Genomic DNA, 13,343 nt, shown 5'->3' with positions numbered 1-13,343 from the left:
GAATTAGGGCTAGTCTCCGAGGCGTTCACCAGCAGGCTGGACAATTACGCCAGTGATCTTGCGAGGGTGACTCGGATGTCGGGCGCATGAATATCCTCCTGACTACAGTTTCACTCGATTCCCAAAAAGGAGGAGGCACAGCAGAGCGAACAAGGCGGCTTGCTAGCCATCTGACGCAAAGAGGACATCGTTGCGAGATCGTCACTATGCAAGGCGGGGATCTCGTCGGGCAACTGCATGGTAGGAACATGCAAGTTTATATTACGGGTGCGATGCGTCTCCGCTTCTCGGTCCCGACAATCAATCCGTTTAGGCTAATGCGCAGCGTTCGAAACGCCGATGTCATTCATATTCTCGGGTACTGGAACTTCCTGTCGGTCGCGACAGCGTTTCTCGCGCGATGGCTCGGGAAGCCTTATACTTTCAGCGCTGCGGGGGAGTTTGTCGGTCTCAATCACCCTAGGCCGATCCCGTATCTCTTCCACATCGCCTTTGGAAAGCGGATGGTTCGGAATGCAGCGACGCTGATTGCGGTCACCCCCCTGGAGCGCCGTCAGATACTGGAGCGGTTCAAATCGCCAGAAGACAATGTCATCGTGGTTCCAAACGGGGTTGAGGAACAACCTTTAGCAGCTGAAGCGATGGAGACTGGACCAAATGGGCCGTATGTCCTTTTCGTCGGCCGACTAGCCGAAGTGAAAGGCCCCGATCTTCTTATAAGCGCGTTTGAGAAGATGAGTCAGGAATATCCGGATATCGGGTTGGTAGTAGCAGGTCCAGACTTTGGCATGCGCCTATCGTTGGAATCCTTTGTTAATGCGCACCACCTCGCCGACCGGGTTGTCTTCACGGGGCATCTAGGCGAGAGCGCACGGAGCGAGGCATATAGACGCGCGCTTTTCCTGGTCGTGCCTTCCCGAGCTGAGGCGATGTCACTCGTGGCGCTGGAAGCTGGTATCGTTGGCACGCCTGTTCTTCTCACTGACCAATGTGGGTTTGATGAAGTCGAGACGGTGGGTGGTGGATACGTCGTACCGGCAACTGTTGAGGGCTTGTATGGAGGGCTTCACTCGATGCTGGCCGAACGTGGTGATCTACCGTCGAAGGGACGAGCGCTTAGATCTTACATAGTGGAGACTTTTGCCTGGCCTTCGATTGTAGACAAGCTGATTTCTCGCTTTGAAGAAATAATCGCAAAAAGGGGGGCTCCCGCAAACGTCGTCGTAGATACGCCACAAAATCAACCGGCGATCGAGGCCCTGTCGACGACGATCAAGCGCACCGGAGAGGACCGTTGATAAGAGGTCCCCAAGTGTCGCTCGTGGTCCCAGCATATAATGCGACAGACTACATCGCGGAAACAATCGAAAGCCTCTTGGCCCAAGACTATCCAAATTTGGAGATCATAGTTGTAGATGACGGTTCAACTGACGGCACAAGCGATCTCGTCTCGAATTATGGTCCTGAAATTAAATTGCACCGTCAAGTGAACGCTGGCCAGAGTGCGGCCATGACCACAGGATGGGCAATGAGCACGGGGGACATCCTCGGCTATCTAAGCGCAGACGATCGTCTGCGCCCAACAGCTGTTCGGCGCTGCGTGGAGGAATTGTCGGCTCGCACTGATGTAGTTTTGGTTTACCCCGACTTCGACATTATCGACGAGCATTCAACTCTCAGGTCGACCTTACAGCCGCCGGAATTTTCGCGTCGTGCTCTCTACGCACACCTGCACTGCCTGCCGGGCCCTGGGGCCTTTTTTCGACGTGAGGCTTATGAACGAGCTGGTTACTGGCGAGAGGACCTTCGGCAGATTCCTGACCTCGACTTTTTCCTGCGCTTGGCATTGGAAGGTAATTTTTACCATGTGCCAGAGGTTCTCGCGGAATTCCGTATGCATAGCGCGTCGACCACCTACCGAGCTGTGCCATTTGAACGTGGAGAAGAACCGCAGCGCATGATTGAGACGTTCTTCCGACGGAAGGATCTTCCCGATGAACTCCGCAAATGGGAGCGTGAGACTAGGGCAAACGCTAATTTACTGTCGGCTGCGATCCATGGGCGTTCGGGACGAGTAGCTGTTGCCGTTCAACGATTATTGGCAGCAGCCAGGCACCCGCGGACACTGCTATCTCGCAAAGCCGTAAGCCACGCTCTTCTGATAGCCCGGTGCGCGTTTGCCCCCGTATCGGTGCGTATGCGGGAACGACGGAATGCAGCCAACAGAGACTAGTTCCATGTCTCGGGACCGAGGGACAAAAGGTTGGCATCCTTTCCAAGGTGCTCGCATAGACCTGCTACTGCGAGGTTATGGTCACTGCGTTGACTGAGGCCGGACACCGCAATCGCTCCAATCACGCCCACCCCTTTGACCCGGATTGGAAAAGCCCCGCCGGCTAGAACGAAATCCTGTGGATTCAGACCGTATCCGGGAGGGAAAGTGCGATCCTCACGTTGCTGCTGTAGGGCTAAGAGATAGCTGCTCTTGTGAAAGAGCTTGACTACGTTAAGCTTGCGCCGTGCCCATTCACCATTCGACGCCGTTGATGTCGGAAGCGCGGCGTAGAATAATTGACGATCCCAGAGCCGAATGTCGATAACGATCCCGACCTGTTCGCGCACTGCGATGGAACGAAGCGCGCAGCCTAGCTTAAAGGCCGCTGTTTCTTCAAAAGATTCGAAGACGAGCACGGATTCCTGTTGAACGATTTTCGGGACATCACTCGCATCCCCCTCTGAAGCCAAACTGCGCGTCATCTCTCCCGTCTTATCCGTCATGTCGAACTGTCCGCGTGCTTTTGCAATCGCGCCAAGGAGTCGGAATACAGGCGGTTAATGGGTCTAAGCAGCGCGTAAGACGTGCAGCCACGCGGCCTTATCGGCGAGTTCCTCGCTAATAGCTTCGGCCGTTGCCCATAGAGGCACTGGGTTTCTGATTTGATGTGCAAAATATCCATCCAATCATCCTACGCCCTGTCAAATACTCGGGATGGTGCTAGACGTCTAGGATGAATGGGCCTTTGAACGGTGTAGCAATTATCTGCCAATGACTGATCATACATTTTTCGCGATTTTGTTTGTGGGGAGACAGGGGTCCAGCTATCTCCAGGCTTTGCTTGACTCTCACCCAGATGCAACGTGCGAAGGCGAGCTATTCTCACCGACGGCGCGCTTAATCGCCGACTTGGTCAGGCGGCGCACAATATCTTTCAGAAACTCCCGTCAGAAGGACGTGGCTAGCTATCTTGAGAAGATGCTCCACAAAAAGGGTAGCAGGGTCACCGGTTTCAAAATGCCCTACCTGTCTCTGCTGGAGCATACTGACGCGGTAGAAGCATTCAAGAGATTCGGATACAAGATTGTCCGCTTGTCACGCGACAACCTGTTGGATCAATATATTTCGTACAGACTTGCGGCTTTAAATAATTCATGGAGATCGGACTACGGGCCGACAAAAATAAATGACTTTTATGCAGATCCAAATGATGTATTGACCGCTTTTGAGAAATGGACAAGCGACAACTCCGCTTTGCACCGGATAGCGAGTGAATTTCCCAATTTGCATGTAACATATGAACAGTTGGTCGACGGCTCTGGCGTATTGCGCTGCCTCGAATTTCTGAATTTGCGCGATGCACCTCTCGAAAGCCGTTTCAAAAGGCAGAGAACCGGCGCTCAATCTGAGATCATCTCGAACTACGACGAACTGAAGGGTCACTTTATCCAGACAGGGTGGGCGCGCCATTTTCTGGACTAACCCCGGTTCCAATTCACTGCAATTGGGCGCCCAATCATGCAGACGCCACAATTACTCCCAACTGTTCGTCCCTTTGTCCCCGGGCTAGCCGAGCGCCTCCCAATGAGCGACCCCATCTCCATTGATCTTCCGGTCGCTTCCGCGCCCTCGATATGGCGAGCTAGTGGCGCCGCTGCCGCCGGCCGCGTTGGCATATTGGCTGCAGGTCTTGCGAGCTCCTTGCTACTTCCTCTTGCCTTGCCTCCAGACAAAGTCGGCATCTATTTCATTGCTCAGATACTCACCTCAGGATTTGCAATCCTGGTTCAATTGGGCCTCACATTTACTGTGCCGGCGCTTGTCTCGGCCGCGACCGCGAAAGGAGACTTTGGACGAGCGCGGGATCTTATAGCTAGGATCCAGGGACTAGTTGTCTCTTTCGGCCTCATCACAGCATTGGCATTCTGGCTTGCAGAACATTGGATCGGAAGCAGCGGAGGCAACGAATGGGGAGAAATTTTGCCGATAGTCGCCGTAGCCATTCCCTGCGCAGCTTTGGGGTCTGTCCAAGTCGAACTGCTTCGAGCGGTTCACTCGATTCGGAGTTCGGCTTTCCTCATGGCCTTCCCTAGTGCCATTGTGGCCCTCTTCCTCGCGTTTGCCCTCGTGACACACAGCAGCGTCACCCTTCATCAGGTCCTATTGTGTAGTTTGGTCGGCTTCGCGATGGCAGCGGGTTTTGGCGCTTTTAGCATTTTTATGATGTCGCGCCGCTGGACTGAGCCAGCAAACGTAGAGACAAACCTACGAGCGATTATCCTTCGTACTCTGCCGAATCTCGCGACAACCTTGATGTTGTTCGGTCTATCTCAGGTCGACATGGTTCTGCTGACGCTCTTCACTAGCTTCTCAGAAGTTGCGCAATATGGTGTCGCTTTGAGGATTTCGACGGTACTGATCATGCCGCTCAGCATCGCAAATTCCGCCTTTGCCCCTTCTGCGGTACAGCATTGGACGCTGGGCGACCGAGTGGGACTTCAGCGATCTCTCAGAACATTGGTTGGTGTTTCGACGCTCCTGACTTGCTTAATGTATTTCGGGTTGGTGACTCTCGGCTATGCCGCTGTGCAGATTTGGAACCCACACTACGAAAGTTCTTTGTGGATAGCGCTGATCTTAGGCTGCGGCCAAGTTTGCCATGTTCTCGGCGGATCGTCAGGAGTTTTGTTGATGGTGTTAGGCGACGAAAAGTTTGCTTTTCGCATTACCTTGGGTACCGGCCTCGCAACCGTCGTATTGTGTACGGCTGGCGTTCTGATGGAGGGCCCGCTTTTACTCGCGTCGGCCGCGGCGTTTTGCAATGCGCTTCAGGTAGGTTTCTTCTCAGCGCGAGCCCGTAAGATATTCGATGTCGATCCAACAATCTTGTCGGTCGTTAAAGGCAAGTAGCGCGGAAGCTGACTAGTTCGGCTTGTCCTTGTGGGACTTGAACCTGTGAGCACCCGGGTCCCCCACCAGGCCACTGAGAACCAAGAGGCCAAACAAGGCCATAATGCAACCCACCCCGGCAAACAACATTATCCAGTACATATAACACCACCCCCGCCATTAGATACCCCAGATAAGGCTGATCTGCAAGATATCCCTAATGTAAGTAGTGGTTAGACGGTTCTCCGGCGACTGCGTTGCTCGCCGTGCCCAGCCTGTGGGTAAGGTGACACCCCTAGGCGTTGCATGACGGAGATACGAAGCCCCAGCTTCGCTTTACGCGTTCCTTGTGAGATTGCGCTTTGCGCCTTTAGCCTTGATACCCTTTGGGGCTGGCTTCTTGGCCGGCGCTTTCTTGGCGGGATCCTTCGTGGCAGGCTTTAGCCCTAGCCCTATCGACTTTGCCAACTCCGATCGCTGTGCGGCATAGCTTGGCGCCACCATGGGGTAGTCGCGAGGCAAACCCCATTTCGTGCGGTACTGTTCGGGCGTCATCCCAAGCAAACCCAGATGGCGCTTCATTGACTTGAATTTGCGACCGTCTTCCAAACTTACGATGTAATCCGGAAAGATCGACTTCTTCGGGTTCACGGCCGGCGTCAGCGGCGGTAGCTCCGCGACCGCTGTCGGGCCCAATTTCGAAAGCGCGGCGTTGACCGAAGAAATAAGATCCGGCAGCCCAGCCACTGGCACGGCGTTATTTTGTACAAACGCGGCGACAATATCGACCGTCAGCTCAATCAGATCTGTGTTTCGTTCAATTTCATCGGTCAATTGTTCACTCCTGAATTGGCAGTGCGAACCTATTTTGAATTGTCGCTTTGCGCAATGTTGGTATGAGGCAGATCAATAGAACCGGCGGGCTAATCCTGCGGTAAAGGGTGTTCAGAGGTCGTCACGCTGTGCTATCATTGCATGGCCGGAACAACCGCGAAAATCGGGCATTCGCATCACCGCCTTGGTCAACCAGGGCTGACATCAACCAGCTTCCCCCTCGATCATCATTGAGAGATTGTCGTCCCAAGCGGATGGCATCGATTGGTTAGCCGTGTTGCGAGTGATGCAAAATGGCCTCTCCCGAAAAGCCCGTCATCGATTTCAGCTAGGCGAAATCGGATCTGATCAAGACCATCATTGGCGATTGGCCCATTGCCAACGCTTATCTCCCGGTGCCGCGTCTGTTCGATGAGGAAAGCGAGACCGAGGGCTCTGCCTAACCGCACAAATCCAGGTAGTCGCACAAAAGCGCCAATAACGCCCTCGTCCGTCGCGTACAACTGCCCTCAGTCGTTTCAGCGTGTCGCGTGACAGTGGCCACCCGCGACAACGAACGTGCTGGACGACAACGGACTGCGGCTGACGTTGATCTACTGATGACTCAAACCTGCGCCAATTATCGCCCAAGAAGTGACTTGGCGAACTCCTCGATGATTGGGCAAATCTCTGTCATCTTGTCGGACACGCCCTAAGAATTGCCGGCGTCCACGTAGGCCATAGTCGTTTCAAATCCATAGAGGGATTGCAGTTCGATCAGCCGGTCGTAACCGACGCTATGAATTTCCTTTTCAGCCAACCATGTTTTGGATGCCTGAACCATCGCAGGGTATTTCGGTGGATCGAAGTCAGCCTTAGTCGCATTGTCCCAATTGCAGTTATTGTTATCGATCGCGGCGAGCAATTTGATTTGTTCCGCAACGGCTTCTGAGGGCCGTCCCGGGCGAAGCATGCTCCAGTTTCCGGCATCGATGTAAAGCTGCTCACAGGCGCTCTCAGGCATGCCTAACCCGGTTTCCTGCCCTTGCTCAAATGAACCTAGTTTCTTGCCGACCTGATCGAACGCGAGGGATTGAAGCCGCCGAGCTTCATCCAGATAGAAACGGTCATTGTCGCAAACTCGGTTGCTGAGGATACGCCCAGCGATTATGTATTTCGCCATCTTGCCTGTCATGGGCTGATCGGCATACGCACCCGCGGCAAAGGTCGTGAGCGCTAGGGCGCAGACTACGGCGCGGGTGTGGATCATGGTCTGTGCCCCTGAATTCTCAGCATATAGCACCGCGCCGGCCGGAGAATGCAACACGGGCCGGCTATGATTCCTCGGGAAATCCTGCAGGGAAGCGGCATTCGGATGCCGCAAGTGACGGCAAACGCGGCACGCCCATTAACCACCTTCCAGGATAGAGCGGACCCCAAACGGCACGTTGGGGGTTTAAGTTGCATGGAAAATCACCAGCACCGATTCTACTGTCATATTGAACGCGACGGATCGTGGGGAGTTTGGGATTGCGTCGCCAATAGGCCGGCAAGGTTGGGCGGTGGCGACCTTCTCGGGTGCACTGCCCAAAGGGCTCAAGCTGCGGAACACGTCCTGACGAGAATTTACGACGGCGGACTTGATGCCGTCGCTATCCGCATTGCGGGAATTGTCAGTTCTGCAGGTTCGGCCTGATCGATCTCGCGTTGGCCGCCTATCACGAATTGTCGGTTTCGTACTAAGCAGAGTTCTGTACGATTCCAACCCTTTAACTTTGAACGTCCATGTTTTGTAATTTGCCGGCTGAGGGGACGCCGTGCATCGAATCGCATTTCAGTGTCAATCGCGCGCCACAAGGCGTATCTTCATTGAATCGTCTGCACGTTTTTACGGGCGCGGACGGCAGGGAGATTGGAAAGCTCTTGCCCCAAGTGGGATTGAGCTATGACCAATCTAGTGAATGATTCCTATAAAAACGAATTGCTGCGTCGGCTCAACTCCGATGACCTAGCGCTTTTGCAACCGCATCTTGAGCGATGTGCTCTAAATCTGAGAATGAATCTGGAGACGGCCGATTCTAATATCGAGACGGTCTATTTCCCGGAGGACGGCATTGCTTCCGTGGTGGCCACAGCGTCAGGAAAAGAAACAGAGGTTGGGCTCGTCGGCTTTGAGGGAATGACCGGTGGCGCGCTCGTGATGGGCGCTGACTATGCGGCGCATCAATGTTACGTACAATCGCCCGGTAGCGCTTACCGCATCGGAGCTGAGCCCTTCAAGGAGGCTCTTGCGAACAGCCCGACGCTGCGCCTCTTCCTCTTGCGCTATGTCCACTATTTCCACATCCAGACCAGCTATACGGCCCTGAGCAACGCACGATCGAACCTTGAAGAACGTTTGGCGCGATGGCTTTTGATGTGTGATGATCGGGTCCACGGCGAACGCCTTGCGATCACTCATGAGTTCCTGTCAATTATGCTCGGAGCAAGGCGCCCAGGAGTCACGGTTGGGTTGCAGGTGCTGGAAGGGCGGGGTCTCATTTATTCCCGACGGGGCGAAGTGGATATCCGAGACCGCAATGGTCTTAAAGCATCTGCAAATGGCACCTATGGGCAGCCGGAGGCACACTATGTTCGGCTGCTTGGAGAATGATGCTATAGGTCGTTATCTAATGGTCGCTCGGGCGACGCTACTTTTCCGTATCGCCTCGAATATCACTTCGGATACGCTCCAGACCTCTTCATATATCTCGTCGGGCTTGATTCCACCATCTCGTGCGGCGTCCATCATCTGGTCCGCAAGGTCGCTGGCCGCGATTGGGTCGCCGGTTGTGGTAACCGGCAGATGGCCCGCGATCCAATCGTCGATGAACATGCAGCCGCGAGCGCTCATTCGGCCACACCAGGATCATAGTGGACGATGGCATCGAGGATAGTGCGATAGAGGCTGTCCACCTCCTCGTCTATTTCTTCCCGTTTGATCCCCAAGGACCTGGCGTCGGCTATTAGCTTATGCGTGAGTTCATCAACGGCGATCACGTCGGCCTTGGTCGTCTCCGGAACGTTGTTCGTCATCCATCGATGGAGAAAGTTGATTCCGCGCGCGCTCATCTCGGCACAAGAGTCGGCGCGATATTAGGTTCCGCTAATTCTAGATAATTCTTGATGGTTGGCTCTGCCCGCTGTGAGACATGCGGGACTTGCCCCAAGTCATTTGACGAACGGCCAAAGCACAAGCCTCTGCTCGTTTTGGTGGAGCAGACTTTTGATGCCGAACGTTGTGGGCAGAACGGAGACTGCGGCCTCTCCGGGAGCCCTCAACCTGACATCCAAGATGCCAATAGCAGGGCGGCCAAGGATGACGCCAGAGCAGCGGCTGCAAGAAGCACCCCGGCGCTCTGCCAACCCGGCGGCGGCTGGTGTACCACCCTGTTGGGCGGCTGATTATCATTCATGGGCGGCAAAATTAAGCTCCTGGCGCTGGCACATGAAATAGAGAACCCGCCAACCACTGTAGCGGCTCGCGGGTCCTTTCAGCACAGGAAGAGACCTAGCTGTGCCGATTTCACGACTGAAACAACAATCATTTTATCCAGGTGTTCCGGCTAGATCCGGATGTCGGACCATTGCGTCACTGGGGGAGACTTTGGTCCCATCGTTGTTGAGACCGAAGCCCATATAGGGAACGTTTGGCGCAGAGCTGTGTTTGAGTGGCCCGCGCACAGAACGGTCAATTGCTTACTCAACCGGACAAATGAAGATGATGAACCTTGAAGACGAGACGTCCCAAGCGCTCGTGGCGCGTCTGGCTGATCTCCAGGCAAAAATGCGGGCGGCACGCATAACTGAGGCAGAAATGAAAACCTTCCAAAAGGTTGCAGCCATCATGGAAGACGGTCGCGGCCAGATTGCGGGCGACGACCTGATCGCTGCATCCTTCCTCGCCGAACCTGAGGCCCTGAATGGGTAGCTGCTATCGGGTGGCGCCAAGCTTCTGACGACGGGGGCGGTGGCGAGGGACGATCAGGCGCGGTCGTCACCGCGGCTTCAATAATATCCGCTCCTATTGCTGCGCCCGTGTCGGCTGGATGATCACCGCCGAAGTGGAGTTGTTGATAAGAAAATTGGCCGTCAGCCAAAAGCCGATAGCCATAAAAAACAGGACCGCGAAGGCGATGAACAAAACTCGCATGCGGCGGAATATACCACGCCAAAAATGATAAAGCCCGCCGGCCGGAGCCAGCGGGCTTTCCAAAACTGTAATTCGCTTGATTAGGTCCCGGAAGAAACCACAGATGAGCTGGGCGAAGCCGTTACCGACGACAGCCGCTCACGTTTCGTGAAAACGGGCTTCTGATAGGTCTTCTTCATCGACATTCCCCTTTGTCAATCCGCAATGTGCCACTCTTTGCCTTCGACCGGGCAGCGTGTCAATCGCTCGACAAAAAAGCCCGCCACCTCTCGGCAGCGGGCAAGGTCTGGAGTAACTGCATAGGTCAACGTGTGGCGGCGGGGTTGGTTGCGAGGCGCTACTCAGCCGTTGGGAACTAGCCCTGTGGAAACCGGGTATCACGCAGTTCTCAGTTTGAGACTGCATTAGGAATCACTCGGGTTGTGTTACTTAGGGTAACCAGAATCTCTGGTTGCATCAATAGTTTAGGTATGAAATCCGGCCAAATTGGGCCGAAAGGAAATCAGCCCAACCTCCCTCTCGTTGTTGAGAAAGAGCGAGAAATCGACGGCGTTATTATGGGCGTTCTTTCAGATGGGACGCCATACCTCAATCAACGCGGGCTAGCGGCTCTTTGTGATGTGCAGAACGCGCACATCGGCACAATCAGCAGTCAGTGGAACGACGTCGATCAAAAGCCCCGCATTCAGCGGATAAAGGCGATCCTTGAAAAAGTTGGCAAAGTCCCGGCAACTGCCCATATCGAGGTGACGCACCGGGGCGTGATCCATTACTGCTACCCGGCTGATGTCAGCCTTGCGATCATGGAATATTACGCCATCGATGCCGGGGTGAACGTCTCGGAAAAAGCCCGCGACAACTACCGCATTCTCGCGGGCTCCCGCCTTCGCGATATGATCTACAGCCAAGTTGGCTACGATCCGCGCCGGGGCAAGGACGTTTTTGCGAAATGGCATGAACGGCTGGCTTTGAACTACCAGTCAGCGCCGAAGGGGCATTTCCACGTCTTCAATGAGGCTCACACGGGGGAGCTGTAACTGAGTAGTGCTATGCCTCAAGCGATTGCCCTGGCGCGACCTTCAAAGCGATGAGCGAACGTACGGCTTTCGTCACCCGCCCCGCAGCACGCGCCAGATGTCGTGCCAATAGGCGGTAACAAGGGAGGCCAGGGCCGCCGCCGCCATGCCGGTAACGCCCAAAGCGCCGAGCCCCATCAGCTTCCACCGGGTCACCTCGGCAGTGACCGCTTTAACGCCCGTCATGTCGTCGTTGAGCGTGCTTACAGCGGTTTCCGTGGCCGCAACGCGGTCGACCAGTTCGTCGGTTTTGGCATACATCTTCGACCGGCTGGCGGCAGCGCGCTGTTCGGATTGCTCGTAGCTCAGGGCGACACGGGAATCGCTGTCCTTGATATCGCGTCGGATCTCCGTGATATCCCGCTGCATGTTCTGCGTGGCCTCCAAGAGCCCGCCGATCATCATTTCCAGGCTCTTGTTCGCCGAAGTGTTCGCCTGCTAGTTCAGTTCGGCCCGGCGCACGGCGCTGGCCTTGGTGTGGCGGTCGCACTCGGCGGCCGTGTAGAGCTTGACGGCGCACCCCGGCGCCATCGTGCGGTCGATCTTGTTCTGATCCTCGAAGGTCTTGCCCTTGGCCTCGGCGAGGCTGCTACCTATCGCCGCCCGGAGGGCTGGAACACCGCTCACGCCGGAAGTCCCACAACCCGCCAGCAGAATTGCAGTTGTCAAAATTCCGGCTGGCATCAATGCCTTTGCGGATCGCATCCTGATTGTCCTTCTCGATCTTGGCGCGGACCTCGTCGGCGCCCCAGTGCTTTATTAGTTCGTAGCCGCCCCACACCGCGCCCGAAGCGACGGCGATGGTCGCGGCTATCGCGATGACGTCGGCGAGTGTTCTGTTGATGCCGAGGACACTGGCGATAATCGCTATGATGGACCCAATCAGCCGCCCACCTCCGCTTTGATCTGACGCACCGCAGAGACGATCTGGGAGCGAAGCAGGAGCAGGACCAGCAGGAACACCAGCAGGACAACGCCGCCCGCGAGAACCGCCTGCCAGTCCATTCCGGCGAGCCAGCCGAGACCGATGGCGCCGGAGCCGAAGAGGCCGGTCAGCCAGGAAAGGAACCCAGATTTCTCCATGACTTTCTGTTCGACCTTTTCAGGAACAACAGGTTTGTCGACCGGCACCTTCACCTCGACAGTCACTGGGGGCGGTGTGTCGGGCAAAGCTGACAGCTTCAGCGCTTCGGCGCGCACCGACTTGACGCGGTCGGACCAGCCACGGCCGAAAGTTTTCCATGTCGGGAGACGCTTCAGGAAGCCTAGGCGCTTGTCGCACAGTGCGTCGATAACAACGCCGGCCGGCTTGGCCTTTACAGCAGCAATTGTAGCTGGACCGATGCGACCGTCCTGCCTGACGCCCACAACCGCCTGAAGGTACTGGCAGCCCGAGCCGGCCCAGAGTTGACGGCAAAATCAAAGACGGCGTAGTCGACACCGCCGGGAAGCTGGGCACCAGCCGTCGCATCCCAGTAGAACCGCCGGTATACTGTCGATACTTGGGCATCAGTGATCTTGCGCAGATCGGCCTTGGTAGCATCGGCTTTCACATAGCGGCGGAAGTTGGCGAGCGTGACGCCTTTCATGGTGGCGCCGCCGGGGTCAGCCGGATTGTCTGACCAGAGGCCTTCAGATTTCAGAACGAGCGCAAGCGCCCGCGCAAAGTTGCGGTCCATGGCTAGTACCTTTCTGCCGTGATGGGCAGTCATTGAGTTTGGCAATGAAGGTGGGAGGGCTGAAAATCAGCCGGTTGAGGAGATCAGCGGTCTAAGCGCTCGCATTCATCAAGTAGGCCACCAAGCTCCAGGCAGAGATCGACGCGGCCGAGGCTGTTGGCGTTGTCATTAATCCCCATGCGGCGGTTGTAGGATGTCACGGTGTCTTTCAGTTGAGAAACACGACCGGCCTTATGACCGCTCGAATAAGCGAAACCAGCGATGCAAACACTTGCGGCGATTGCAAGCGCGGCAGTCTTGGCGTTCATTGATATTTTCGCCTCTCGAATCAACTTGGGGAGAATTCGTCCATGGAAGACAGTTTGACTGAAATAGCGGCGCGGCTCCAGATGCTCTGGAAGGCTTGGGCTCCCGCAATC

The 13,343-nt window shown here is 55.6% G+C and carries 18 protein-coding genes and 1 pseudogene; 7 read left to right on the top strand and 12 right to left on the bottom strand.

Annotation, left to right across the window (positions count from 1 at the left end; genetic code table 11):
• Positions 1 to 86 precede the first annotated feature (86 nt).
• The gene (locus EN964_RS09205) at positions 87 to 1,298 is read left to right on the top strand and encodes a glycosyltransferase family 4 protein (protein WP_127267025.1); all 1,212 of its coding nucleotides are present in this window, start codon (positions 87 to 89) and stop codon (positions 1,296 to 1,298) included.
• Positions 1,299 to 1,312: 14 nt separating this feature from the next.
• Positions 1,313 to 2,233, top strand: a complete 921-nt coding sequence (locus tag EN964_RS09200; protein ID WP_164748681.1) for a glycosyltransferase family 2 protein — start codon at positions 1,313 to 1,315, stop codon at positions 2,231 to 2,233.
• Here EN964_RS09200 and EN964_RS09195 read toward each other — a convergent pair.
• Positions 2,230 to 2,778 (bottom strand): heme-degrading domain-containing protein, encoded by a 549-nt coding sequence (locus EN964_RS09195; RefSeq protein ID WP_236382656.1) that lies wholly within the window; start codon positions 2,776 to 2,778, stop codon positions 2,230 to 2,232. The two genes, EN964_RS09200 and EN964_RS09195, sit on opposite strands and share 4 nt — an antisense overlap.
• A gap of 268 nt (positions 2,779 to 3,046) precedes the next feature.
• Between EN964_RS09195 and EN964_RS09190 the strand changes: the two genes are divergently transcribed.
• A complete protein-coding gene (locus tag EN964_RS09190) occupies positions 3,047 to 3,757 on the top strand; it encodes a hypothetical protein (protein WP_127267023.1) in 711 nt (236 codons plus the stop codon).
• A gap of 102 nt (positions 3,758 to 3,859) precedes the next feature.
• A complete protein-coding gene (locus EN964_RS09185) occupies positions 3,860 to 5,185 on the top strand; it encodes a lipopolysaccharide biosynthesis protein (RefSeq protein ID WP_127267022.1) in 1,326 nt (441 codons plus the stop codon).
• Between the two features lie 315 nt (positions 5,186 to 5,500).
• Here the strand turns inward: EN964_RS09185 and EN964_RS09180 are convergent, their stop codons facing one another.
• Both EN964_RS09180 and EN964_RS09175 read right to left on the bottom strand, forming a co-directional pair.
• The gene (locus tag EN964_RS09180) at positions 5,501 to 5,998 is read right to left on the bottom strand and encodes a MucR family transcriptional regulator (protein ID WP_127267021.1); all 498 of its coding nucleotides are present in this window, start codon (positions 5,996 to 5,998) and stop codon (positions 5,501 to 5,503) included.
• A gap of 691 nt (positions 5,999 to 6,689) precedes the next feature.
• Positions 6,690 to 7,247 (bottom strand): hypothetical protein, encoded by a 558-nt coding sequence (locus EN964_RS09175; RefSeq protein ID WP_127267020.1) that lies wholly within the window; start codon positions 7,245 to 7,247, stop codon positions 6,690 to 6,692.
• A 675-nt stretch (positions 7,248 to 7,922) separates the two neighbouring features.
• Between EN964_RS09175 and EN964_RS09170 the strand changes: the two genes are divergently transcribed.
• On the top strand, positions 7,923 to 8,630 hold the full coding sequence (locus tag EN964_RS09170; RefSeq protein WP_127267019.1) for a Crp/Fnr family transcriptional regulator: 708 nt from the start codon (positions 7,923 to 7,925) through the stop codon (positions 8,628 to 8,630).
• 12 nt (positions 8,631 to 8,642) lie between these two features.
• Here the strand turns inward: EN964_RS09170 and EN964_RS09165 are convergent, their stop codons facing one another.
• A complete protein-coding gene (locus EN964_RS09165) occupies positions 8,643 to 8,852 on the bottom strand; it encodes a hypothetical protein (protein WP_236382658.1) in 210 nt (69 codons plus the stop codon).
• Positions 8,853 to 8,866: 14 nt separating this feature from the next.
• Positions 8,867 to 9,088: a DUF768 domain-containing protein gene (locus tag EN964_RS09160; RefSeq protein ID WP_127267017.1), complete on the bottom strand. Its 222-nt coding sequence runs from the start codon at positions 9,086 to 9,088 to the stop codon at positions 8,867 to 8,869.
• Between the two features lie 649 nt (positions 9,089 to 9,737).
• On the opposite strand from EN964_RS09160, the gene EN964_RS09155 reads away from it, so the two are divergent.
• Positions 9,738 to 9,947: a hypothetical protein gene (locus EN964_RS09155; protein ID WP_164748682.1), complete on the top strand. Its 210-nt coding sequence runs from the start codon at positions 9,738 to 9,740 to the stop codon at positions 9,945 to 9,947.
• 93 nt (positions 9,948 to 10,040) lie between these two features.
• Here the strand turns inward: EN964_RS09155 and EN964_RS09150 are convergent, their stop codons facing one another.
• Positions 10,041 to 10,232 carry a hypothetical protein gene (locus tag EN964_RS09150; RefSeq protein WP_127267016.1) on the bottom strand — a complete coding sequence of 64 codons (192 nt, stop codon included), beginning with the start codon at positions 10,230 to 10,232 and terminating at the stop codon, positions 10,041 to 10,043.
• A 407-nt stretch (positions 10,233 to 10,639) separates the two neighbouring features.
• Here EN964_RS09150 and EN964_RS09140 point away from each other — a divergent pair, with 407 nt between their 5' ends.
• Positions 10,640 to 11,206 (top strand): hypothetical protein, encoded by a 567-nt coding sequence (locus EN964_RS09140; protein WP_127271259.1) that lies wholly within the window; start codon positions 10,640 to 10,642, stop codon positions 11,204 to 11,206.
• Between the two features lie 72 nt (positions 11,207 to 11,278).
• Here EN964_RS09140 and EN964_RS09135 read toward each other — a convergent pair whose 3' ends face one another.
• The 6 genes and pseudogenes from EN964_RS09135 to EN964_RS09115 all read right to left on the bottom strand — a co-directional run.
• A complete protein-coding gene (locus EN964_RS09135; RefSeq protein ID WP_127271257.1) occupies positions 11,279 to 11,650 on the bottom strand; it encodes a DUF1515 family protein in 372 nt (123 codons plus the stop codon).
• Between the two features lie 33 nt (positions 11,651 to 11,683).
• Positions 11,684 to 11,872, bottom strand: a complete 189-nt coding sequence (locus EN964_RS09130; protein ID WP_127271255.1) for a hypothetical protein — start codon at positions 11,870 to 11,872, stop codon at positions 11,684 to 11,686.
• 255 nt (positions 11,873 to 12,127) lie between these two features.
• Positions 12,128 to 12,445 (bottom strand): hypothetical protein, encoded by a 318-nt coding sequence (locus tag EN964_RS39210; protein WP_306663782.1) that lies wholly within the window; start codon positions 12,443 to 12,445, stop codon positions 12,128 to 12,130.
• 69 nt (positions 12,446 to 12,514) lie between these two features.
• Positions 12,515 to 12,574, bottom strand: a pseudogene (locus EN964_RS39205) (hypothetical protein); the annotation flags it as partial.
• Complete coding sequence (locus EN964_RS39200; RefSeq protein WP_306663780.1) at positions 12,562 to 12,924, bottom strand: glycosyl hydrolase 108 family protein; 363 nt, start codon at positions 12,922 to 12,924, stop codon at positions 12,562 to 12,564. The pseudogene EN964_RS39205 and the gene EN964_RS39200, both read right to left, overlap by 13 nt.
• An 83-nt stretch (positions 12,925 to 13,007) precedes the next feature.
• On the bottom strand, positions 13,008 to 13,343 hold a 336-nt coding region (locus EN964_RS09115; protein ID WP_206528703.1), incomplete at its 5' end, for a hypothetical protein.

The organism is Mesorhizobium sp. M7A.F.Ca.CA.001.10.2.1, from assembly GCF_003998575.1.
GTDB lineage: Bacteria > Pseudomonadota > Alphaproteobacteria > Rhizobiales > Rhizobiaceae > Mesorhizobium.
This window is presented reverse-complemented; position numbering and strand designations above follow the sequence as displayed.

Bases quoted from the DNA above. Each gene is read 5' to 3' on its own strand.
- EN964_RS09195 (WP_236382656.1), bottom strand. From the start codon at position 2,778: ATGACGGATAAGACGGGAGAGATGACGCGCAGTTTGGCTTCAGAGGGG.
- EN964_RS09170 (WP_127267019.1), top strand. From the start codon at position 7,923: ATGACCAATCTAGTGAATGATTCCTATAAAAACGAATTGCTGCGTCGG.
- EN964_RS09135 (WP_127271257.1), bottom strand. From the start codon at position 11,650: ATGATGATCGGCGGGCTCTTGGAGGCCACGCAGAACATGCAGCGGGAT.
- EN964_RS09140 (WP_127271259.1), top strand. From the start codon at position 10,640: ATGAAATCCGGCCAAATTGGGCCGAAAGGAAATCAGCCCAACCTCCCT.
- EN964_RS09190 (WP_127267023.1), top strand. From the start codon at position 3,047: ATGACTGATCATACATTTTTCGCGATTTTGTTTGTGGGGAGACAGGGG.
- EN964_RS09160 (WP_127267017.1), bottom strand. From the start codon at position 9,088: ATGAGCGCGCGCGGAATCAACTTTCTCCATCGATGGATGACGAACAAC.
- EN964_RS09165 (WP_236382658.1), bottom strand. From the start codon at position 8,852: ATGTTCATCGACGATTGGATCGCGGGCCATCTGCCGGTTACCACAACC.
- EN964_RS09175 (WP_127267020.1), bottom strand. From the start codon at position 7,247: ATGATCCACACCCGCGCCGTAGTCTGCGCCCTAGCGCTCACGACCTTT.
- EN964_RS39200 (WP_306663780.1), bottom strand. From the start codon at position 12,924: ATGGACCGCAACTTTGCGCGGGCGCTTGCGCTCGTTCTGAAATCTGAA.
- EN964_RS09185 (WP_127267022.1), top strand. From the start codon at position 3,860: ATGAGCGACCCCATCTCCATTGATCTTCCGGTCGCTTCCGCGCCCTCG.
- EN964_RS09155 (WP_164748682.1), top strand. From the start codon at position 9,738: ATGATGAACCTTGAAGACGAGACGTCCCAAGCGCTCGTGGCGCGTCTG.
- EN964_RS09205 (WP_127267025.1), top strand. From the start codon at position 87: ATGAATATCCTCCTGACTACAGTTTCACTCGATTCCCAAAAAGGAGGA.